This window comes from Namhaeicola litoreus, assembly GCF_042679565.1.
GTDB classification, from domain to species: Bacteria; Bacteroidota; Bacteroidia; order Flavobacteriales; family Flavobacteriaceae; genus Namhaeicola; species Namhaeicola litoreus.
In genome coordinates this window covers 37,112-54,538 of sequence record NZ_JBHTMY010000003.1, presented here as the reverse complement: position 1 = coordinate 54,538, position 17,427 = coordinate 37,112, and the positions used below count along the sequence as shown (strand labels likewise).

Annotated in this window: 20 protein-coding genes; 5 read left to right on the top strand and 15 right to left on the bottom strand. The window is 35.7% G+C overall.

Translation table 11 applies throughout. The annotated features are described in order from the left end of the window. Window positions 1-16 precede the first annotated feature (16 nt). The 8 genes from ACFQ39_RS07485 to ACFQ39_RS07450 form a co-directional block, all read right to left on the bottom strand. Window positions 17-373: a translation initiation factor gene (locus ACFQ39_RS07485; RefSeq protein WP_377177652.1), complete on the bottom strand. Its 357-nt coding sequence runs from the start codon at window positions 371-373 to the stop codon at window positions 17-19. Window positions 374-387: 14 nt separating this feature from the next. Then, window positions 388-567, bottom strand: coding sequence for a hypothetical protein (locus ACFQ39_RS07480; RefSeq protein ID WP_377177650.1), 180 nt, complete (start codon window positions 565-567; stop codon window positions 388-390). Then, window positions 564-1,511, bottom strand: a complete 948-nt coding sequence (locus tag ACFQ39_RS07475; RefSeq protein WP_377177648.1) for an isopenicillin N synthase family dioxygenase — start codon at window positions 1,509-1,511, stop codon at window positions 564-566. The genes ACFQ39_RS07480 and ACFQ39_RS07475 overlap by 4 nt, the downstream gene beginning before the upstream one ends. 33 nt (window positions 1,512-1,544) lie before the next feature. Next, a complete protein-coding gene (locus ACFQ39_RS07470; protein ID WP_377177646.1) occupies window positions 1,545-2,240 on the bottom strand; it encodes a DUF6048 family protein in 696 nt (231 codons plus the stop codon). Continuing rightward, window positions 2,206-2,724, bottom strand: a complete 519-nt coding sequence (locus ACFQ39_RS07465; protein ID WP_377177644.1) for a DUF6452 family protein — start codon at window positions 2,722-2,724, stop codon at window positions 2,206-2,208. Before ACFQ39_RS07465 ends, ACFQ39_RS07470 begins: the two co-directional genes overlap by 35 nt. Window positions 2,725-2,767: 43 nt before the next feature. Further along, window positions 2,768-4,180, bottom strand: a complete 1,413-nt coding sequence (gene rlmD, locus ACFQ39_RS07460) for a 23S rRNA (uracil(1939)-C(5))-methyltransferase RlmD (RefSeq protein ID WP_377177643.1) — start codon at window positions 4,178-4,180, stop codon at window positions 2,768-2,770. A gap of 64 nt (window positions 4,181-4,244) precedes the next feature. Next, a complete protein-coding gene (locus ACFQ39_RS07455) occupies window positions 4,245-5,513 on the bottom strand; it encodes a serine hydrolase domain-containing protein (protein ID WP_377177641.1) in 1,269 nt (422 codons plus the stop codon). Between the two features lie 107 nt (window positions 5,514-5,620). After that, window positions 5,621-7,003, bottom strand: a complete 1,383-nt coding sequence (locus tag ACFQ39_RS07450; RefSeq protein WP_377177639.1) for a sugar porter family MFS transporter — start codon at window positions 7,001-7,003, stop codon at window positions 5,621-5,623. 302 nt (window positions 7,004-7,305) lie between these two features. Between ACFQ39_RS07450 and ACFQ39_RS07445 the strand changes: the two genes are divergently transcribed. The 3 genes from ACFQ39_RS07445 to ACFQ39_RS07435 all read left to right on the top strand — a co-directional run bounded on the left by ACFQ39_RS07445 (window position 7,306) and on the right by ACFQ39_RS07435 (window position 9,024). Beyond that, complete coding sequence (locus tag ACFQ39_RS07445; protein WP_377177637.1) at window positions 7,306-7,701, top strand: PAS domain-containing protein; 396 nt, start codon at window positions 7,306-7,308, stop codon at window positions 7,699-7,701. Beyond that, a complete protein-coding gene (locus tag ACFQ39_RS07440; protein ID WP_377177635.1) occupies window positions 7,698-8,534 on the top strand; it encodes an MBL fold metallo-hydrolase in 837 nt (278 codons plus the stop codon). The genes ACFQ39_RS07445 and ACFQ39_RS07440 overlap by 4 nt, the downstream gene beginning before the upstream one ends. A 139-nt stretch (window positions 8,535-8,673) precedes the next feature. Further along, a complete protein-coding gene (locus ACFQ39_RS07435) occupies window positions 8,674-9,024 on the top strand; it encodes a ribose-5-phosphate isomerase (RefSeq protein WP_377177633.1) in 351 nt (116 codons plus the stop codon). A 285-nt stretch (window positions 9,025-9,309) separates the two neighbouring features. Here ACFQ39_RS07435 and ACFQ39_RS07430 read toward each other — a convergent pair whose 3' ends face one another. Further along, a complete protein-coding gene (locus tag ACFQ39_RS07430; RefSeq protein ID WP_377177631.1) occupies window positions 9,310-9,570 on the bottom strand; it encodes a Txe/YoeB family addiction module toxin in 261 nt (86 codons plus the stop codon). After that, entirely contained in the window at window positions 9,571-9,819 is a 249-nt protein-coding gene (locus tag ACFQ39_RS07425) for a type II toxin-antitoxin system Phd/YefM family antitoxin (protein WP_377177629.1), read from the bottom strand. A gap of 412 nt (window positions 9,820-10,231) precedes the next feature. On the opposite strand from ACFQ39_RS07425, the gene ACFQ39_RS07420 reads away from it, so the two are divergent. After that, window positions 10,232-10,570, top strand: coding sequence for a hypothetical protein (locus ACFQ39_RS07420; protein WP_377177627.1), 339 nt, complete (start codon window positions 10,232-10,234; stop codon window positions 10,568-10,570). 503 nt (window positions 10,571-11,073) lie between these two features. Here ACFQ39_RS07420 and ACFQ39_RS07415 read toward each other — a convergent pair. The 4 genes from ACFQ39_RS07415 to ACFQ39_RS07400 form a co-directional block, all read right to left on the bottom strand. Next, window positions 11,074-12,099, bottom strand: coding sequence for an RHS repeat domain-containing protein (locus ACFQ39_RS07415; RefSeq protein WP_377177625.1), 1,026 nt, complete (start codon window positions 12,097-12,099; stop codon window positions 11,074-11,076). Between the two features lie 664 nt (window positions 12,100-12,763). Next, entirely contained in the window at window positions 12,764-13,237 is a 474-nt protein-coding gene (locus ACFQ39_RS07410) for a toxin-antitoxin system YwqK family antitoxin (RefSeq protein WP_377177623.1), read from the bottom strand. A 650-nt stretch (window positions 13,238-13,887) separates the two neighbouring features. Continuing rightward, entirely contained in the window at window positions 13,888-14,595 is a 708-nt protein-coding gene (locus ACFQ39_RS07405; protein ID WP_377177621.1) for a membrane or secreted protein, read from the bottom strand. 54 nt (window positions 14,596-14,649) lie between these two features. Continuing rightward, window positions 14,650-14,919, bottom strand: a complete 270-nt coding sequence (locus tag ACFQ39_RS07400) for a hypothetical protein (protein WP_377177619.1) — start codon at window positions 14,917-14,919, stop codon at window positions 14,650-14,652. Between the two features lie 324 nt (window positions 14,920-15,243). Between ACFQ39_RS07400 and ACFQ39_RS07395 the strand changes: the two genes are divergently transcribed. Beyond that, a complete protein-coding gene (locus ACFQ39_RS07395) occupies window positions 15,244-16,293 on the top strand; it encodes a calcium/sodium antiporter (RefSeq protein WP_377177617.1) in 1,050 nt (349 codons plus the stop codon). Window positions 16,294-16,373: 80 nt separating this feature from the next. Here ACFQ39_RS07395 and ACFQ39_RS07390 read toward each other — a convergent pair whose 3' ends face one another. Next, window positions 16,374-17,258, bottom strand: coding sequence for a diacylglycerol/lipid kinase family protein (locus ACFQ39_RS07390; RefSeq protein WP_377177615.1), 885 nt, complete (start codon window positions 17,256-17,258; stop codon window positions 16,374-16,376). Window positions 17,259-17,427: the final 169 nt, after the last annotated feature.

Sequence of the window (17,427 nt, the reverse complement as noted above, 5' to 3'; positions counted from 1 at the left end):
AACCATATCCTTCTATTTAACCGCCAACTCTCTTCACTTTATACCCTTCCTTTTTCAAGATCTCCATCACTTTCTCCCGAAAATTTCCCTGGATCATGATTTCTCCTTCTTTTATTGTTCCGCCAACGCTGCATTTTGTTTTGATCAACTTTGCGAGGTCTTTCAGATCTTCCTCTTTTCCGACAAAACCCTTGATGATCGTGACCGTCTTTCCTGCCCTATTTTTATTAGAAAAGTGAGCTTCGAGCAATTGTTCTGAAGGTGGCAGTGTTTCAATTAAGTCTTGATCATCATCGTTATAATTTAGTTCTTTATTTGTAGAAAACACAAAACCACCAAGATCTTCCAAACTATTTAATTTCTTTTTACCCATGTTATACCGATTTATCAACTGTTCTTTCTCACTTTTTTCCAGGCAAATAAGATCAGCGCCATTAACTCAAAAACAAAGCCTAATCCTAAAAATATTGTGGCATTCCTCCATTCAAAAAAGTAACCTAATAGTCCGATTATGATCAAAAAAACGCCATAGGATAAAAAGGAGAAAATGAGTTTTTGATTTTTCATTTTAATAGACCTAATTCTCGTAAACGCTCATTTAAATACTCACCCGCCGTTATGTCGTCGTAGGCCTTTGGGTTATTTTCATCGATACATATTTCCAGACAATTGAGCGACATTTCACTTTTTGGATGTGTAAAAAATGGAATGGAATAGCGAGAATTACCCCATTCTTCTCTAGGTGGATTTACTACGCGATGGATGGTAGACCTCAGTTTATTGTTGGTTAATCGTTGGAGCATATCTCCTACATTTACCACGAGTTGTTCGGGTAATGCTGTAACAGGAATCCATTCGCCCGCTTTATTTTTTACCTCCAGACCTGAAGCAGAAGCACCCATCAATAAGGTAATTAAATTGATATCCCCGTGTTCAGCTGCTCTAACTGCTCCTTTTGGCTCACCAATAATTGGAGGATAATGTATCGGTCTTAAAATACTATTTCCTCCTATGACATAATGATCAAAATATGTTTCTTCCAAACCCAGATAAACTGCCAAAGCACGCAATACATAAATGGCAGTTTTTTCAAGTTGTTGGTAAGTAGTTTTACCTACGGTATTAAAGCCAGGCACTTCTTTGACCTCAACATTTTCGGGGTAGGGATCTTTAATTTCCTTATTAAACTTTGTGTCTTGACCAAAATGCCAAAACTCTTTTAAGTCGGCATCTTTAAAGCCCTTTGCCGATTCTTTTCCGAAAGAAGTATATCCTCTTTGACCTGCCAATCCCTGTATTTCATATTTCTTCTTTTGCTCTTCAGGCAAATTAAAGAATGCTTTCACCTCCTTGTACAAATTTTCAGTCAATTCATCAGATAAAAAATGGCCTTTTAGCGCGACAAAACCAATTTCTTCATAGGCCTTTCCAATGGCATCAACAAACTTCTTTTTTCTTTTGGGATCTTCTGATAAAAAGTCGGAAAGATCAACACTTGGAATATTTTGCATCTTTTTTAAGTATTTGAAGACTAAAGATAAAACTTATTTTTTGTAAAGTGGAATGAGGTAAGACAATGTATAACTAAATCCGAAGCCATATCCGTTTGTAGAGATTCCATTAAAGCCCGGGGCAAACATATTTTTAAAACCATCTATATCAGAAGCTGTGAGTAATGTTTTTCCGCTAAACATAGCGCCTAAATATACATTGTGCAATACTTCTACTTTTAGCCCCAGTACTAACTCCAGCCATTGAGCACTTAAGTTATCGTAATCAACAGACTGATCTATCGTTTCATAGGGCAAATAGGGATCAGAATTAAACGTATATTCATTAAGTGTCTGACTATAAGTACTCAAACCATAACGAAAACCGACTACGATCATATTTTCCATGCCGGGCCAATTTTGATAAGCGTTAAAATCTGCGCCCACTTTAAAATAGCCTCCACTCGTATTGTAATTATAAAGATCTTCTTTTACCAGTTTATCTAAATAGCCCATTTCCCCAGCTATCCAAAACCTTTTGGCAACCCGGTAATCAGCCACCACCTCAAAACCCTGACGATCTTCATCGAATAAGCCATAGACCGGCGTAAAAAGATCTACTCCCACTCTCAAACCATATCGGTTTTTGAATTTTACAGAGTCTATCTCCTTTTCTTGTCCTATCGCTTGTATTGCGAAAAAGAATAGGAAACTACTAATGATAAATCTTAATGTGATGCTTGCTTTCATCAATAATATTTAATGAATCTGAAATTGGTTCGACTTGTTTGACCCAAGTATTATTTGCTGAATTAGAACTTTTAACATTCGTATAAATGATCCGGAAACCACAAGATTGAGAGACAAATTCCTCGTCTCTTCCATAACTCAATTCAATTTCATCCTCTTCATCATTTTCTTCAAGTGCATCTGTACCAAATTTGATCAATTTGATCGTTGTTAGATCCTTGACCACTTCGAGAGGAACAACAACAGAGTCAGGTGATTGTGAAATTCCACTATCCACATAGAAATCTTCCTGACCATCTACTTTTATACCCAAAAAAGGTACTGCCTTTTTGCTTTCCGGATTATCTATATCATAAAATCGAATGATCAGACGGGGTGTATTTGGCTCAACACAGATATCATCATTTTCACATGAAAAAAACAAGCAGGCCAAAGCTAGAAGCAAGATTCTTTTGTCGAAAAAAGATTTTGATATGGGTATCATACGACACGAAAATAATTAAATTTTAAGCAATACATGGCAGCCATTAAACTTTCCTTTGCAGAAGTACAACATTTTCTACATGGTGAGTTTGTGGGAACATATCCACAGCCTGAGATTTCACAACATCATAAGCTTCCTTCATCAATTCCAAATCTCTTGCTTGTGTTGCAGAATTGCAACTGACATATACAATCTTTTCCGGCAGTACTTCTAAGATCTGATTCACCACATTTTTATGCATACCATCTCTTGGGGGATCTGTAATAATTACATCAGGATGACCATTTTGCGCAATAAAATCAGAAGTAAAAATTTTAGCCATATCGCCAACATAAAATACCGTGTTATCGATGTTGTTTCTATTGGCATTTTCTTTGGCATCCATAATGGCTTCAGGCACAGATTCTACACCAATTACTTTTTTTGATTTTTTTGCCACAAACTGGGCGATTGTTCCCGTGCCGGTATACAAATCATACACAATTTCATCGCCGTTTAAATCGGCAAAATCTCGTGTAATTTTATACAATTCATAGGCCTGTGCCGAATTGGTTTGATAAAATGATTTGGCGTTAATTTTAAATTTCAAACCTTCCATTTCTTCAAAAATATGATCTCTCCCTTTGAAAAGAACGACATCCTGATCATAAATCGTATCATTTCCCTTTTCATTGACCACATATTGCAATGAGGTAATTTCAGGAAATTTTTCTGCCACATAACCGAGCAATTTTTCACGGTTTTCTTTCTCCTCTTTGAAAAATTGAACAACAACCATCATCTCGCCTGTAGCGCTGATTCTGATCATGAGAGTACGGAGCAATCCTTCCTGTTTTCTGGGGTTGAAGAATGTCAATCCATTTTGGATGGCAAAACGCTTGATTTCGTTTCTAATGGCATTTGAAGGATCTTCTTGAAGATGACATTTTTCTATATCTAAAATCTTATCCCACATTTTGGGGATATGAAATCCACAGGCAAATTTACTATCGATTTCACCTCCTTTTGCGATTTCTTCAGGGGTTAACCACCTCGCATCAGAAAAAGAAAATTCCATTTTATTTCTATAAAAATAAACCTCTTGACAACCTTGAATAGGCAAAATTTCTTGTATGTCTACATGACCAATCCTTTTGAGATGATTCACAACTTCATTTTGTTTAAAACTGAGCTGTTCCTCATACTTCATATTTTGCCATTTACAGCCTCCGCAAACGCCAAAATGCTCACATACAGGATCAGTTCGCTTGTCTGATAAGCTATGGAATTGCACTACTTTTCCTTCGTAATAGGCTTTTCTTTTCTTAAAAACCTCAACATCCACCACGTCTCCAGGAACTGCATTTGTTAAGAATATCACCCTTCCATCGGGAGATTTGGCAATGGATTTACCTTTGGCTGCCGCATCCGTTACCAAAACCTTCTCAAAGATCTGCCTCGTTCTTTTATTTCTCATGCGGCAAAATTAATGGAATTCGATGGAATCGTCACGACAATTGAATGAGTAATCACATTTTTTCTTAAAAGGAATTCAGCAATGGATAGATCGCTTCAAAAACATCTTCCTCTACTTGATAAAATGTTGAATTCTGACCGTATTGAAAATTGTTTTTGCTACCGTTGGTAATAAAAATAACCCCTGTTTTTGTGGCTTTATCGAAATACATATCGCTGAGCAAACCATAGGCGATTCCCGGATGTCCGGTCATTTTAATACCCGGAAAAATGACATCTGCCTTTGTTTGATCTAAAGTGCGATGAATACCAAATCCATACGACAAAAAGAAATCCTCCCAAGTATCACCGTTAGATCCATTGTATGTCCATTGGTCACTGAGCATTAAATTTACTGTTTCCTTTTTGAGAATAGGATTGTTATTGATTATTCCGTCGTTAAAGAACATTTGTGTTGTTTTGATTAAGTCTTCAGCTGCACATCGCAAACTTCCCTGAGGACCAAAAAGCAGACCATTGTTGCCAAGTGTATAATTTGACGGAACTCGTTCCAAAGGTTTTTGTCCGCCATAATCATCTGCCTGAACTGTCCATTGGTTATTCTCAAACCGGTACAAAGCTGCCAATTGATCATAGGAACGCAATTCGGCTGGGTTAAAATCAGCTTCCAATCCCATTGCTTTGAATATATTTTCACGACAATACACATCAAAACGTTGCCCACTTAATTTTTCGACAACTGTTGCTAAAATGCCCCAAGTGCAGTTGGTATAAGAGAAATACGTTCCCGGTGCTTCAGGTGCGAACATATCTTCTGTGTAATACTTTCCATTGGGCTGGAACAATTCTGCGATCTGCACATTATCTGTAAACATGTTTCGAGAAAAATTAGAAGACCCCTCTCCATCTCTAATACCGGATGTATGACTGAGTAAATGTCTTGCTGTAATTATTTTTTCGGGATATTTTGGATGCCTGAGTTCCCACCCTAAATAATCACTCATATCCTTATCTAAGTCCAACTTTCCTTGCTCGAACAATTGCATCACTGCGATGGCTGTAAATGTCTTTGAAATTGATGCAATTCGAAAAACCGTTTTATCTGTAACAGGTAATTCTAGTTCATCATTTGCAACTCCGTAATTACCCTTAAATACAGGGTTGCCATTTTTGATAAGCACAACAGACATACCCATTAATTCATTCTTTTCAAACACTTTTTTTAAGTTTGAATCTAAAACTTCCTGGACAGAAACCTTTTTGCCATCCTCCTTCACATCGGATTTATGACAAGCTATCAAGGCAAACAAGCAAACGATAATTATTTTCTTCATTCTTAATTTTTTATTTAACACGCACAAAAATAGATATTCAAATATTCTGACATAAAAAATCCCGGATATTAATTCCAGGATTTTCTATTTTCAAATAAAACTTTGTCTTATTTCCAGACTTTTTCCAAATCTTCTAAAGATTTTCCTTTTGTTTCAGGAATGTATTTATACGTAAATACAATGATCAAGGTAATAAAAGCAATAAAGATATAGTAGGGCAAAGAGCCATTCCAAAAGGAATTATTGTTTAAAGAACTTTCTGTGACCATCGGGAAAGATTGAGAAACGATATAATTTGCTCCCCATTGGGCTGCTACAGCAACCGACATGGCAACACTTCTAATTTTATTAGGGAACATCTCAGATAAAACCACCCATACCACAGGGCCCATAGACATGGCAAATGAACCAATAAAAATAAGCACGCCTACCAAAGACCAAACTCCTATCGTTTGTCTTTGTAAAGTAATCGCTAGAATTAAAAATCCGAGAATCATACCCACCGAACCAATATAAATCAGTGGTTTTCTTCCAAATTTATCAATGGTCGCCATCGCGACGAATGTAAAAATGAAATTGATAAAGGCCAATAAAACCTGTTGTTTTAATACATCTTCCTGCCCAAAACCAAGGGCTTTTTCAAAAATATCGGCGCCGTAATACAATACAGCATTGATCCCTGTAAATTGTTGTAAGATAGAAAGTACCGAGCCAATAACAATAATAGCTAAGACAGTTCCTCCCCAATAATTGATCTTTGCACCTCCTTTTTCTAATTCTTGGGCGATCGAGGCTTTTATTTCTTCGGCTTCCTTTGTCGCATTTTCAGGTCCGTGTAATTTATTAAGCACAGCAAGTGCCTCTTCATATCTGCCTTTTAGAGAAAGCCAACGTGGACTTTTAGGAACGAGTAAGAGTAAAAATAAAAAGGAAATGCTGGGAATTAATTCTGTCCAAAACATATGCCTCCAACCAAATTGGATATTTTGATCTTCTGTATTCGAATTTCCGATAAAGTAAGTGGCCAGGAACACTGTAAAAAAACCAATTACTACTGCCAATTGGTAATAACTCACCAGGTTTCCACGTCTTTCCGGAGGGGCAATTTCAGCGATATACATAGGAGCATTCATCGAAGCAATTCCAATCCCTAGTCCGCCGATAATTCTAAATAATACCAAGAGAGAAACCGACTCTGGAAAAAAGGAAGGTAATCCTGAGCCCCATGCAGAAATAGTGAACAAAATAGCGGATAGAATCAAAGAATTCTTTCTTCCCATTTTTATGCTGATGGGTCCGGCAAGTATCGCACCCACCAAACAACCCAATAAGGCACTACCCACAACCCAACCTTTCATGGCCGCGTCTAATTCAAAATACTTACTCAAATAAAATTGAGCTCCGTTAATTACACCTGTGTCATATCCAAATAAAAATCCGCCAAGCGCAGATACAGAAGTGATGACCAGTAAAAATGTTTTTCTATTCATTATTTGTTCATTTGAGTTATCTATCCAAATGTATTACTTTTTAGAAATTGATAATAATAAAATAAAAATTTTATCAATTATTGTTGTTTTAGTACTAAGAATTGAGCTTTCCTAAAATATTTCCGAGTCGCTTTTTCTCGTTTTTAAGGGGTAAAACTTCTCTTATCCATTAAAAATATAAAGCCCAACCATTCTTCTATTTTAATATCCTATTGATTTTCTAGGCTAATAATTCTTATTGCTCATATTTTTTACTATATTTATTGTATCGGGGTATTAATAATAAGTTTCATCATAACGATATGCCTTCAAAAGAAATAGAAATTATTCTGAGCAGACAATTAGCAGATTGTCTTTCTGTTCCTATTTTTATTGTAGACACTTCTGGAAATCTAATTTTTTACAACGAGCCGGCAGAGGAATTACTGGGATTGAAATTTGACGAAACTGGTGGAATGCCTGTTTCTGAATGGTCTACTATTTTTAAACCACAAGATGATCATGGAAAATTTTTGCCTCCACAAGATTTACCATTAGTAGAAACACTTAGCAGACAATTACCAGCGCACGGAGCATTCTGGATTAATAAATTAAATGGACCTATGTATAAAATTTCGGTGACCTCATTTCCTATCATGGGAAGACCCAACAGATTTCTTGGAGCGATGGCCATTTTTTGGAAAACTTTAGAAAAATGAAGATAACGATATGGGGCTGTCGAGGATCTCTGCCCTCTCCCGGGTTGGAAAAAAATAAATATGGAGGAAATACCTCTTGCGTGCAGGTACAAGATGGACAGAAGGGTTTTATAATAGATGGCGGGTCCGGGATACTGCGTTTGGGGACTCATTTTGACGAAAGTATAAAAGAGTTTGATATTTTACTGACCCATCTACATTTGGATCACATTATGGGACTCGGTTATTTTAAACCTTTGTATGATCCCAGTGTTACCGTGAATATTTGGGGGCCTTCGAGTTCTTCTGAGAGTTTATCAAAAAGGTTGAAACAATATTTTTCACCTCCGCTTTTCCCGGTTCGGTTAAATGAACTTCGCGCCAATATCGTATTCAAAGAAATAGGAAATGACACTTTTTCTATAGGCAATTTCGAAATCCAATCAGAATATGTTTGTCACCCCGGTCCTACAGTTGGCTATCGTTGTCGTTTGGGACATAAGGTATTTACCTTTTTACCAGACCATGAACCCGCACTGGGGTCGAGCAAGTTTCCTCATTTAAAGAATTGGAGCAGTGGTTACAATCTGGCCCATGATGCCGATCTTTTATTCCATGACGGGCAATATACTGCTGATGAATATATAAAACGAATCGGTTGGGGACATTCATCTATGGAAGATGCCATCAAATTTGGTGAAATGGCCAAAGTTAAAAAACTTGTCTTCTTTCATTACGATCCGGTGAGATCAGATTTTGAATTGGAACAAATGCTGCTGAATTGCACCAAGGATAAAGAGATTAGTTTTGATCTAAAACTCGGAAGAGAAAATGAAGTTTTCTATATAGAATAAAATATTTCGACTATTTTCGTTTAAGAGAATAACTTAAATACTTTTAAAATTCGAACTCCTAATAATTGTCATATCCCCTAAGAAATTGAACTATTTTTCGAAATATTCTTTGGCATCAAACCAACATTTTTCTTAATAAATGCCCAGATACGAATACAGAATTTACGTCGTTGAACTTTCTAAGCGCGTGTTTACAGAAAATGCAAAATTTAGAGCGGCAAACCCACAGTTTAATGGCGTATTGGAATGTCTGTACGTGGGCATGACAAGTAAAACCCCGAAAGAACGATTCGAACAGCACAAAAACGGCCATATCAATAAAAAAGGATTTAAAATTTCTTCGAGCATTGTTCAGAAATACGGTATGTATCTAAGACCGAGTCTTTACAACCACATCGATCCATTAACCAGTAGAGAAGCAGCATTAAAAGCCGAAGAAAATCTGGCTTTGGAGCTCAGAAAAAGACGGTATGCCCTTTGGTTTAATTGAATAACAGATTATTTCAAATCATGGCAAAAATTGTTTTCCAATAAGACAAGATCGAAATGAGTAAAATTTCTGTTGAGATTAATAGAATGTATACTTCTGCAGCAGTTCTCGATACGATTTTTCGTACCTCAAAATCACTCGAACTGACCTCGATTTCCACGCGAAGGATTAGGGCGGCAGCGAGGGAACAAGTTTTAGTAAAAACCTCGTTTAAATTGCAAGGAAGCAAAGTAAAGACAGAGGATTTTGTGGTATGATAAAACTGGGTTTTGTTTTGTGTGGATTTTACTTTCCGTAATGATAACGACAAGCTGCAATCAATAACTGGTCGTTTTCATATTTATAAACCAATCGATGTTCTGATGTGATTCGTCTTGACCAATAACCTTGCAAATCTCCTTTTAAGGCTTCGGGTTTTCCGATGCCCTCAAAAGGTGTTCGCATACAACTTTTAATCAGTTCGTTAATTCGTTTTACTATTTTCTTATCGACTTTCTGCCAATACAAATAATCTTCCCATGAAGAAGTAGACCAAGTTAATTTCACCTATTCGATTAATTCTTTTTCTATACCGTTTCCTGCTTCCAGTTCTTTGATAGAGTTTAATAAAATATCTCTGTTCTTTCCTGTTAGCAGATAGGTAGTTTCCTTTAATGAGTTGTATTCATCCAATGATATTAAAACGAGGTCTTTACCGCCTTTACGCTTGATTATGATATCGCTTACATCATTGATTACTTTATCGAACCAATGCTTTAGATTTGAACGAAAGTCTGTATAATTTACTGTTTCCATATTGCAAAGATAATAAAAAGTGCTTAAACAAGTACTTTTTTATTTAATATTCAGCTTATCGGATGGAAGTTGTTTGCGATTTGACTTCGTCGAATTTCATTTAGCTACGCTGAATCTTGCGATTTGACTTCGTCGAATCTTGTGATTTGACTTCGTCGAATCTTCGATTTCGAGCGGGAGAGGGGATAAAATTCTGTCAATTCGAGTTAATTTTAAGAATGAAATGAGTAAAATTTGTATCGAGAATAAGCATCTAAACTTCTGTAGCAGTTCTCGATACGACTTTTCGTTCCTCAAAATCACTCGAACTGACAAATCTCTATTTCCACGCGAAGGATTAGAACACAATGCTAACATTGTTTTTCTAACCGATGGAGGTTCTGAAAATGTGAATAATCAGGTCAAAATTTTCATGAATGATCCACAAATAAAGATGACTCATTTAATAGCTCAAAGAGATATTCAATTTTCAAATTCTAGTATCGAAGCTTTTAATAAAATTATTAAACATCAATTTCTATTGCCTTTAAAAATATCCAATGGGAAAATATTAGGTAAGGAATTGGACAAAGCTATTTTTATCTACAACAACATAAGGCCTCAATTTGGTCTTAAAGGAAATACACCTATAGAAGTTTATCAGGGAAATGTTCTCAATTTTGAACAATATAAAACACATTTTAAAGAGCATAAAAAACAAAGGATTTTACAGCATCAAAAAAGTAATTGTAAAATCTGTCTTCCAAATTGATAGAAATTTTTCAAGTGATCTCAACAAATGATTCATCTTTGAAATGAGATAAAAAAACACCTACTTTTAATAGATTCCCTTATAAGGGACAAGTTTTACTAAAAGGCTCTTGGAAATTGCCCGGCTATGTTCTATATCCTTGCCATTGCAAATGGCTCTGTTTTATATCCTTGCCATTACAAATGGCAAGGTGCGGTGGGATCTTTATATTGATATACATCTTTATGGTTATTCCCTTCTAAATGCCGTCCATAAGACAATTAATATTATAACTCTATTCATCTATTCTACCCAAGATATTAATGTGTCCCAAATTACAACAATAGTTGACTTATAATTCAAAACATTATAAACAATTACTATGTTTAAAGATATTAGAAGAAAAATGTACTTTACATAGTTACGTAATGCAATCCCTTTCAATTTTTTATTTTTTAATAAGTGTTTTACAAATAATAAAATTATAATAACCTGTAAAATAATAAATTCTAAAATTACCATACCTAATCATTAATTTGATTATCCAACCAATTCTCAAGCCCTTTATAAGCACCTTTAAACCAACTTGACAATCCACCAGTCCTTTTTTCAATTTGCTTTTCGGCAATCTCTCCTGCACCATATGCTGCTATTTCAAAACCAAGTTTTTTACCTGTATCTCCTAATTTATTTTGTTCATAATCAGCATAAGCTTGAAGTGCAATTCCTTGCCAAGAAGCTAATTCTGTAGCAATAATTCCAATGGGAGTTCCTGCTAAAATCGCTACAACTCCAGAATTATCAGCTATGTTCTCAATACTTTCTCCAGTTTCATTAAGAGCATTTATTAAATCAAGATCATGAGGTGAATATTTATCACTTACCACACCCGCTACAGCTGTCGTTCCTTCTGATTGAGTAGATATTTCTATTGAACCTGAATTCTCATTTTCATATACCGTATAACTACTCTCCACATCCCCCAACCAAGTATTTAATTCTGGATCATTACTTTTTATTCTACTTACCATCTCATATCCATTTCTTGCATATGCATAACCTGTTGCACTACTAACTACAGTATATTTATCTACTCTTACATCTCTTCTTTGAATAGTAACGGTTTTTCCGCTTTTATTTTTAATCTTAATTTCTGGATCATGCTCCATCGGCGCCATCCCATCCGGGTCAATAAAATAAATCGGGTTGTTAAATGCGTAATTATACGGTGAGTGTCTGCGCATTTTTTCTGCTAGAGGGTCAAGGTTCATCCAGCGCCCAAGAGCCGGGTCATAATTCCTAGCACCAAAATCATATACTTCAAAACTGCTGCTGCCAACTATTTCGTCTTGTAATTCCTTGCCTCCAAACATGTATTTTTGGTGTCTATTTCCATTAGTACCTCCATTATAACCCTTGTGTGTCAATCCAAAGGGATAGTAGTTGTTTTCTTCTACAATTTGCAAATCAATAGTATCTATGTTTTGGTTGATATTTGTAAAAGATATTTGCCCCCGCGCCAAGCTGGCTCCTTCGCTAAAAACAGCCACCGGCTATTTTCTATACGCTCGGCCCTCAGCATAATCTGTAATAATACCGTTCACTGTTTTTCTTAGTTTAACACCTAAAGCGTCGTAAATGTATTTTATTTTAAGAATTAAATAACATTATTAGACCAATGATTATTAAGATGACTCCTGCAATATAACCAGTAATCGCTTTGGAAATTAAATAACTATCATCATCTTGATTCTGTAACCTCATTAGAATAAAAATTATCAAAATCCCAACAATGACAAATCCTATTGCCTTAATCATTATATTATAGTTTAGTTATTGTAATCTGAAATTGTCTCTAATAACGATATCTTCAAAGATGCATTTTGACTCAAAATTTGTTTACTGATTTGGTTACCTGGAATCTTGCTTGCCGCAAAAGAAACTAATGCACCTGCGGCAATATATCCTGATTCATTAGCAAGTGAATTTAATTCCGATTTTGAAACACTAACTGTTACCCCTCTAATTTAGGATCCAGTTACTGTCACTTTTTTTTCGAGTTTAACACCTAAGGCATAGTAAATATATTCTATTTTTAGAACTAAATAACATTTGTTTTGCCATTACAATCGTGCGAAGCGTATCATGAAACCTAACGAAGTGGTTCGACGTAGTCAAAACCTTTAAAAAATAATAGATATGTATGAATAAATGTCAATGTGCGGTATCGAGTTTCACATCTGGAATTAATTGAATTTTATCTTGCATATCATTTGAATAAAAGTCCAAATTACTAAGGATTCCTTTTTCAGAATAATCATATTGAAACCCGACTCTCCTTCCCTTTACATAATTTGAAGATATATTTAAAAAACCATTTTCGTGATAGATTGATAAGTTCCCACTTATGGTGTCATTTAAATAATAACCAGTACTGTAAATCATTCCATCTGCATAGAAAGTTACTGTTGGACCATTTTTTAGTCCATTTACATATTTAGTTACCCGAATTAGATTGCCATTATTGTCAAATCTTTTCCAAACTCCCTCTTTTTTATTATTTATAATTTCACCATACTCACAATATTCTAGATTACAAATTTTATCCAAACCTAATTTATCCTTATTTGTACAAGAATTAATTATGGAAACAATTAGTACTAGTAAAACAATTCCTTTATATTTCATTTTATTTCATTATCTTATAATAAATTAGATTCTTTTACATCGCTTCTATCACTGTCTTGATTTTTACTTTTATCATTTTTCGAATTTTCTATTGGTGATATTCCCTTAAAAAACAATTTTAAATCGTCCAAAAGAATTGTTCCAGTCAAACCTTGATAAATACCTTCAAAAATTTCCCAAAATAATTCAAGTGAATTACCACCTACATAATAATTGACAACTGCTAATCCTAATACCCCCGCTCCCGCGCGATTGTATCGCGTTGATACTTCTTATCTATATGCTTTACTTTTATCTCTTAAGGCATTCAATCCCTATTACTCGAGACAAAGCATATAAAAAATAAACTTTCAGGATGATGAAATTTATAGTTTCTACTCATCGCTTAAAAATATTTATTTATTCTAAAATTTCTACATTCTAATCTATAAAAAATATCCATAGCCACGCGAAGGATTAGCTACGCTGAATCTTCGATTTGACTTCGTCGAATTCTGTGATTTGACTTCGTCGAATTTCATTTAGCTACGCTGAATCTTGCGATTTGACTTCGTCGAATCTTCGATTTGACTTCGTCGAATTTCATTTCGCGCGGGAGGGGGAGTGGTTTTTTAAAAATTTATGATCCTAAATTCTCTAATGGACAAAGGTTATTTCGCGCGTTTGGTCCACACCTCATACAAAGGGTCGCCTTTACTGCTAAAGCCTGAATGATGCCAGTCGCCATTTGTTAGCTGGTAGTCGAATTCCAGCTTCGCTCCCACTCGTGACTGATCACGAGAAAAGAATTCGATGTTTTCGGTATATTTTCCATTGAGGGTGGTATAAGTTCCACCTCCGGTACCCAGAAACTCTTTGGTTTCTGTGTTATAGGCGATCCATTGAAAGCGCGTGCCCGAGAGTATTTTCATGGTCTTTCTGGGACCGCTCGTATCGCGGGTCTGTATTTCACCATCCCGTTTCCTGCCAGACATTAACCATGCTCCTTGTAGAGCACCCGGCTTACCATCGTCTATTCTAGTCCAAACAAGATCTTTACCATCAATTTTTAACTCTGCTGCCGAAACCTCCACTTGAAAAGAAACTGTTGTCCCAACCCGATCTGATTGACCAGAATCAAATTCTACGGTTTCGGTCATTGTATTTCCGTTGAGTTGATAAGCACCCCCATTTGTCTCTAAAAATTTGCCGTCGTTCAGGTGATACCAGGTAGATACCTGGTGAAACTCGGAGAAGGTCACCACATTTTTAACTTGTTGTCCGTCTTTGGTTGTAATGGCTTCCCAAGCTCCAATAACGGATTGAGCGGAAAGTGGAATAGACAAGGTCAGTAATAAGAGAAGTAGTATTTTTTTCATGATTTTTTATTTTAGATCGCGATGTCGAGGTACAGAGGGGATCAATACTTTTTGTCAACTTCCCGCGAATGGGGTGCCAAAAATACCTACGCTGAGCTCAGCCCAAATCACCAAAAAGATCAATACAAGCGCTATGGTATATATCAATTTTTTTGCTAAAGTTCTATTTTTTCTATTTATGAAATCAAGGCCTATCCCAACAAAAAGCAACATTCCTCCCATGACCAAAAAATCAAACAAAGACCAATTGACCTCCTCTGTTATTTGCATGGCTACGAGGGGGATAAACAAAAGTAAAAGCGGAAGAAAAGATCTGTAAGACATTTTATCAAAGATTTGCCTATTGATTCGTTGTTTAAAAATAAGAATAAAAATGTCAATTTCAGAATTTGGTTGTGCAAAAAAATCTTTCAGCTTTATGAAGTCGAAATTTTTAGCCTCAGCGCAATACACTTTTGCTGGAGATGGGATAACAATATTGTAAAATAATAAGAAATGTAGAGCGTACATATAGGACGATACATGCTTCTTATATCATAGTTTATTGCCATCTAATCCAGCTATTTACACACCACCTATAAAACTGATAATTAATTTTTTAGAGCATGATCTACCGTGATTTTAATTTTTATCTTTATACAAAAAAACATGCTCGTAGTGCTTATCCTTGTCATGCTGTTGGCCTTTTATCTGATGGCGGAAGTTTGCGAAAAATATTTTGTCGAGTCACTGGAAAAAATTTCCAAAAACTTAAACCTATCTCCTGAAGCTTCCGGAGCGACCCTGATGGCTGTTGGAAGCAGTGCCCCTGAGCTATTCGTTTCATTAATGGCCTTGTTTAAACCCGGTGAAGAGGCCATGGGTGCCGGAACCATCGTAGGAAGCGCAATTTTTAATATCCTTGTTATTACCGGGGCATCGGTTGCCGTGCGTCAGGCCTTTATTATCTGGCAACCTGTGATGCGGGATATGCTTTTTTACTCACTCTCTATCATCTTGCTCATGCTTGCTTTTAGGGATGGGGAAATAAGTCTGTTTGAAATTCTTCTGTTTTTAGCTTTTTATGTTGTTTATATTTTAGCGGTTATCAATTGGAAAAAAATTTTCAAATACAAAGACGATGACCCCATTGAAATGATTGAAGTAGCAATGACAGAAAAATCATGGAAAAAAGTCTTTGCACCTGTGGACTGGTTGGTGAAATATACATTTCCAAAATCGGAAAAATATGTTTTGACTTTTATGATTTCATTGGGTTGGATCATTTTTTTAAGCTGGGCTTTGGTTGAAAGTGCTGTGATTACTGCACATAAATTAGGTATACCAAGTGTTGTGATAGGGCTCACCATTCTTGCCGCAGGAACTTCAGTACCCGATCTACTTTCTTCTATCATTGTAGCCAAAAAAGGTCGGTCAGGAATGGCAATCAGCAACGGAATAGGTTCAAATATTTTTGATATACTATTCTGTTTAGGCTTTCCATGGTTGATCTCCTATGTTTTTATGGGGAAGAAAATTACCGTAGCCACTGAAAACTTAAATAGCTCTATTATTTTACTTTTTGCTACTGTGGTCTCCATCTTATTTTTATTTATCATTCGCAGATGGAACGTCGGAAAATACTCTGGTTATTTTTTAATTGGGCTTTATTTGATCTATTTGATCTGGATCTTACTCAAAACCCTATCAGACAATTAGTATTCTCCTGAAAGAGAATGAGTCGAAACCAATAAAGAGATTTGTACGAATTCAAGATCTCATAATTTTTTGATAAAGTCCTATTTGGCTGTTCTTAGCAGCAAACCTTCTTCGACGATAGAAATGTCAAAAGGAGGGTGTCCTATTGCTTCGCCGTCAAGATGAGCGAACAGTTCATTTGAAGGGTTTATTCTAACCTTTTTAATTTTATAAAATTCTGCCGATTTTAACTTATGATGTGTTCCAAATTTTAATTTGGGTAAATGCCAGAATCTCATCGCAGAAGGTATTTCATTTAGGATACATACATCCAAAAAACCATCGTTGGCTTTGGCAAATGGATTGATCACAAAACCACCGCCAAAAGTAGATCCGTTAGAAATGGTCATCAGTAATACTTTTCTCTCTAAAATTCGCCCATCTAAAGAAAAGGAAATCCTTTTCTCTTTATAGCCGGCCACTATGCGCAATACGGTATACAAGTAGTCCAGGCGACCACCTTTTTTACTTTTCTTTTCTTCCATCTGCCTAACCACTTCGCCGTCAAAGCCTATTCCTACGCCATTTACAAAAGCTCTCCCATTGCAAATTCCCAGATCAAATTTTTCTATTTTCCCATGGATCGCAATTTCAACCTGTTTCTTAAAATTTAATTCGCCGTGTAAAGATTTTACTGAATCATTCCCTGTTCCCATACTCAAAATACTGATAGGGATCGGATTCAACTGCATTTCATTCACCACGTAATTCAGTGTGCCGTCGCCTCCTAGAACAATGATTTCTGACACAACTGTATTTGATAAAAGGAAATCAGTTAATTTCTTCTCGCCCTCATACTCGGTATAAAAGCATTGAAAATCCAATTTAGCTTCCCGCAATTTGGCTTCGAGGTATTGAAGTTTTTTCGCATATGATGATTTGCCTGCTTTAGGGTTGATCACAACGAGTATGTCTCTTTTTTCCATCAAAGAATGAATGTGTCAATTTTTTCAAAAGTAAATATTTCTTTGATGTGTTCGTCTTTCGTACTTTATCCTCATATAATAATCAATGTAATCAGACACATTCCCTTTCAAAAAGGTATTAAACATAAGATTTAAACACAAGGCATCTTCAACTGTATAAATTCTAATG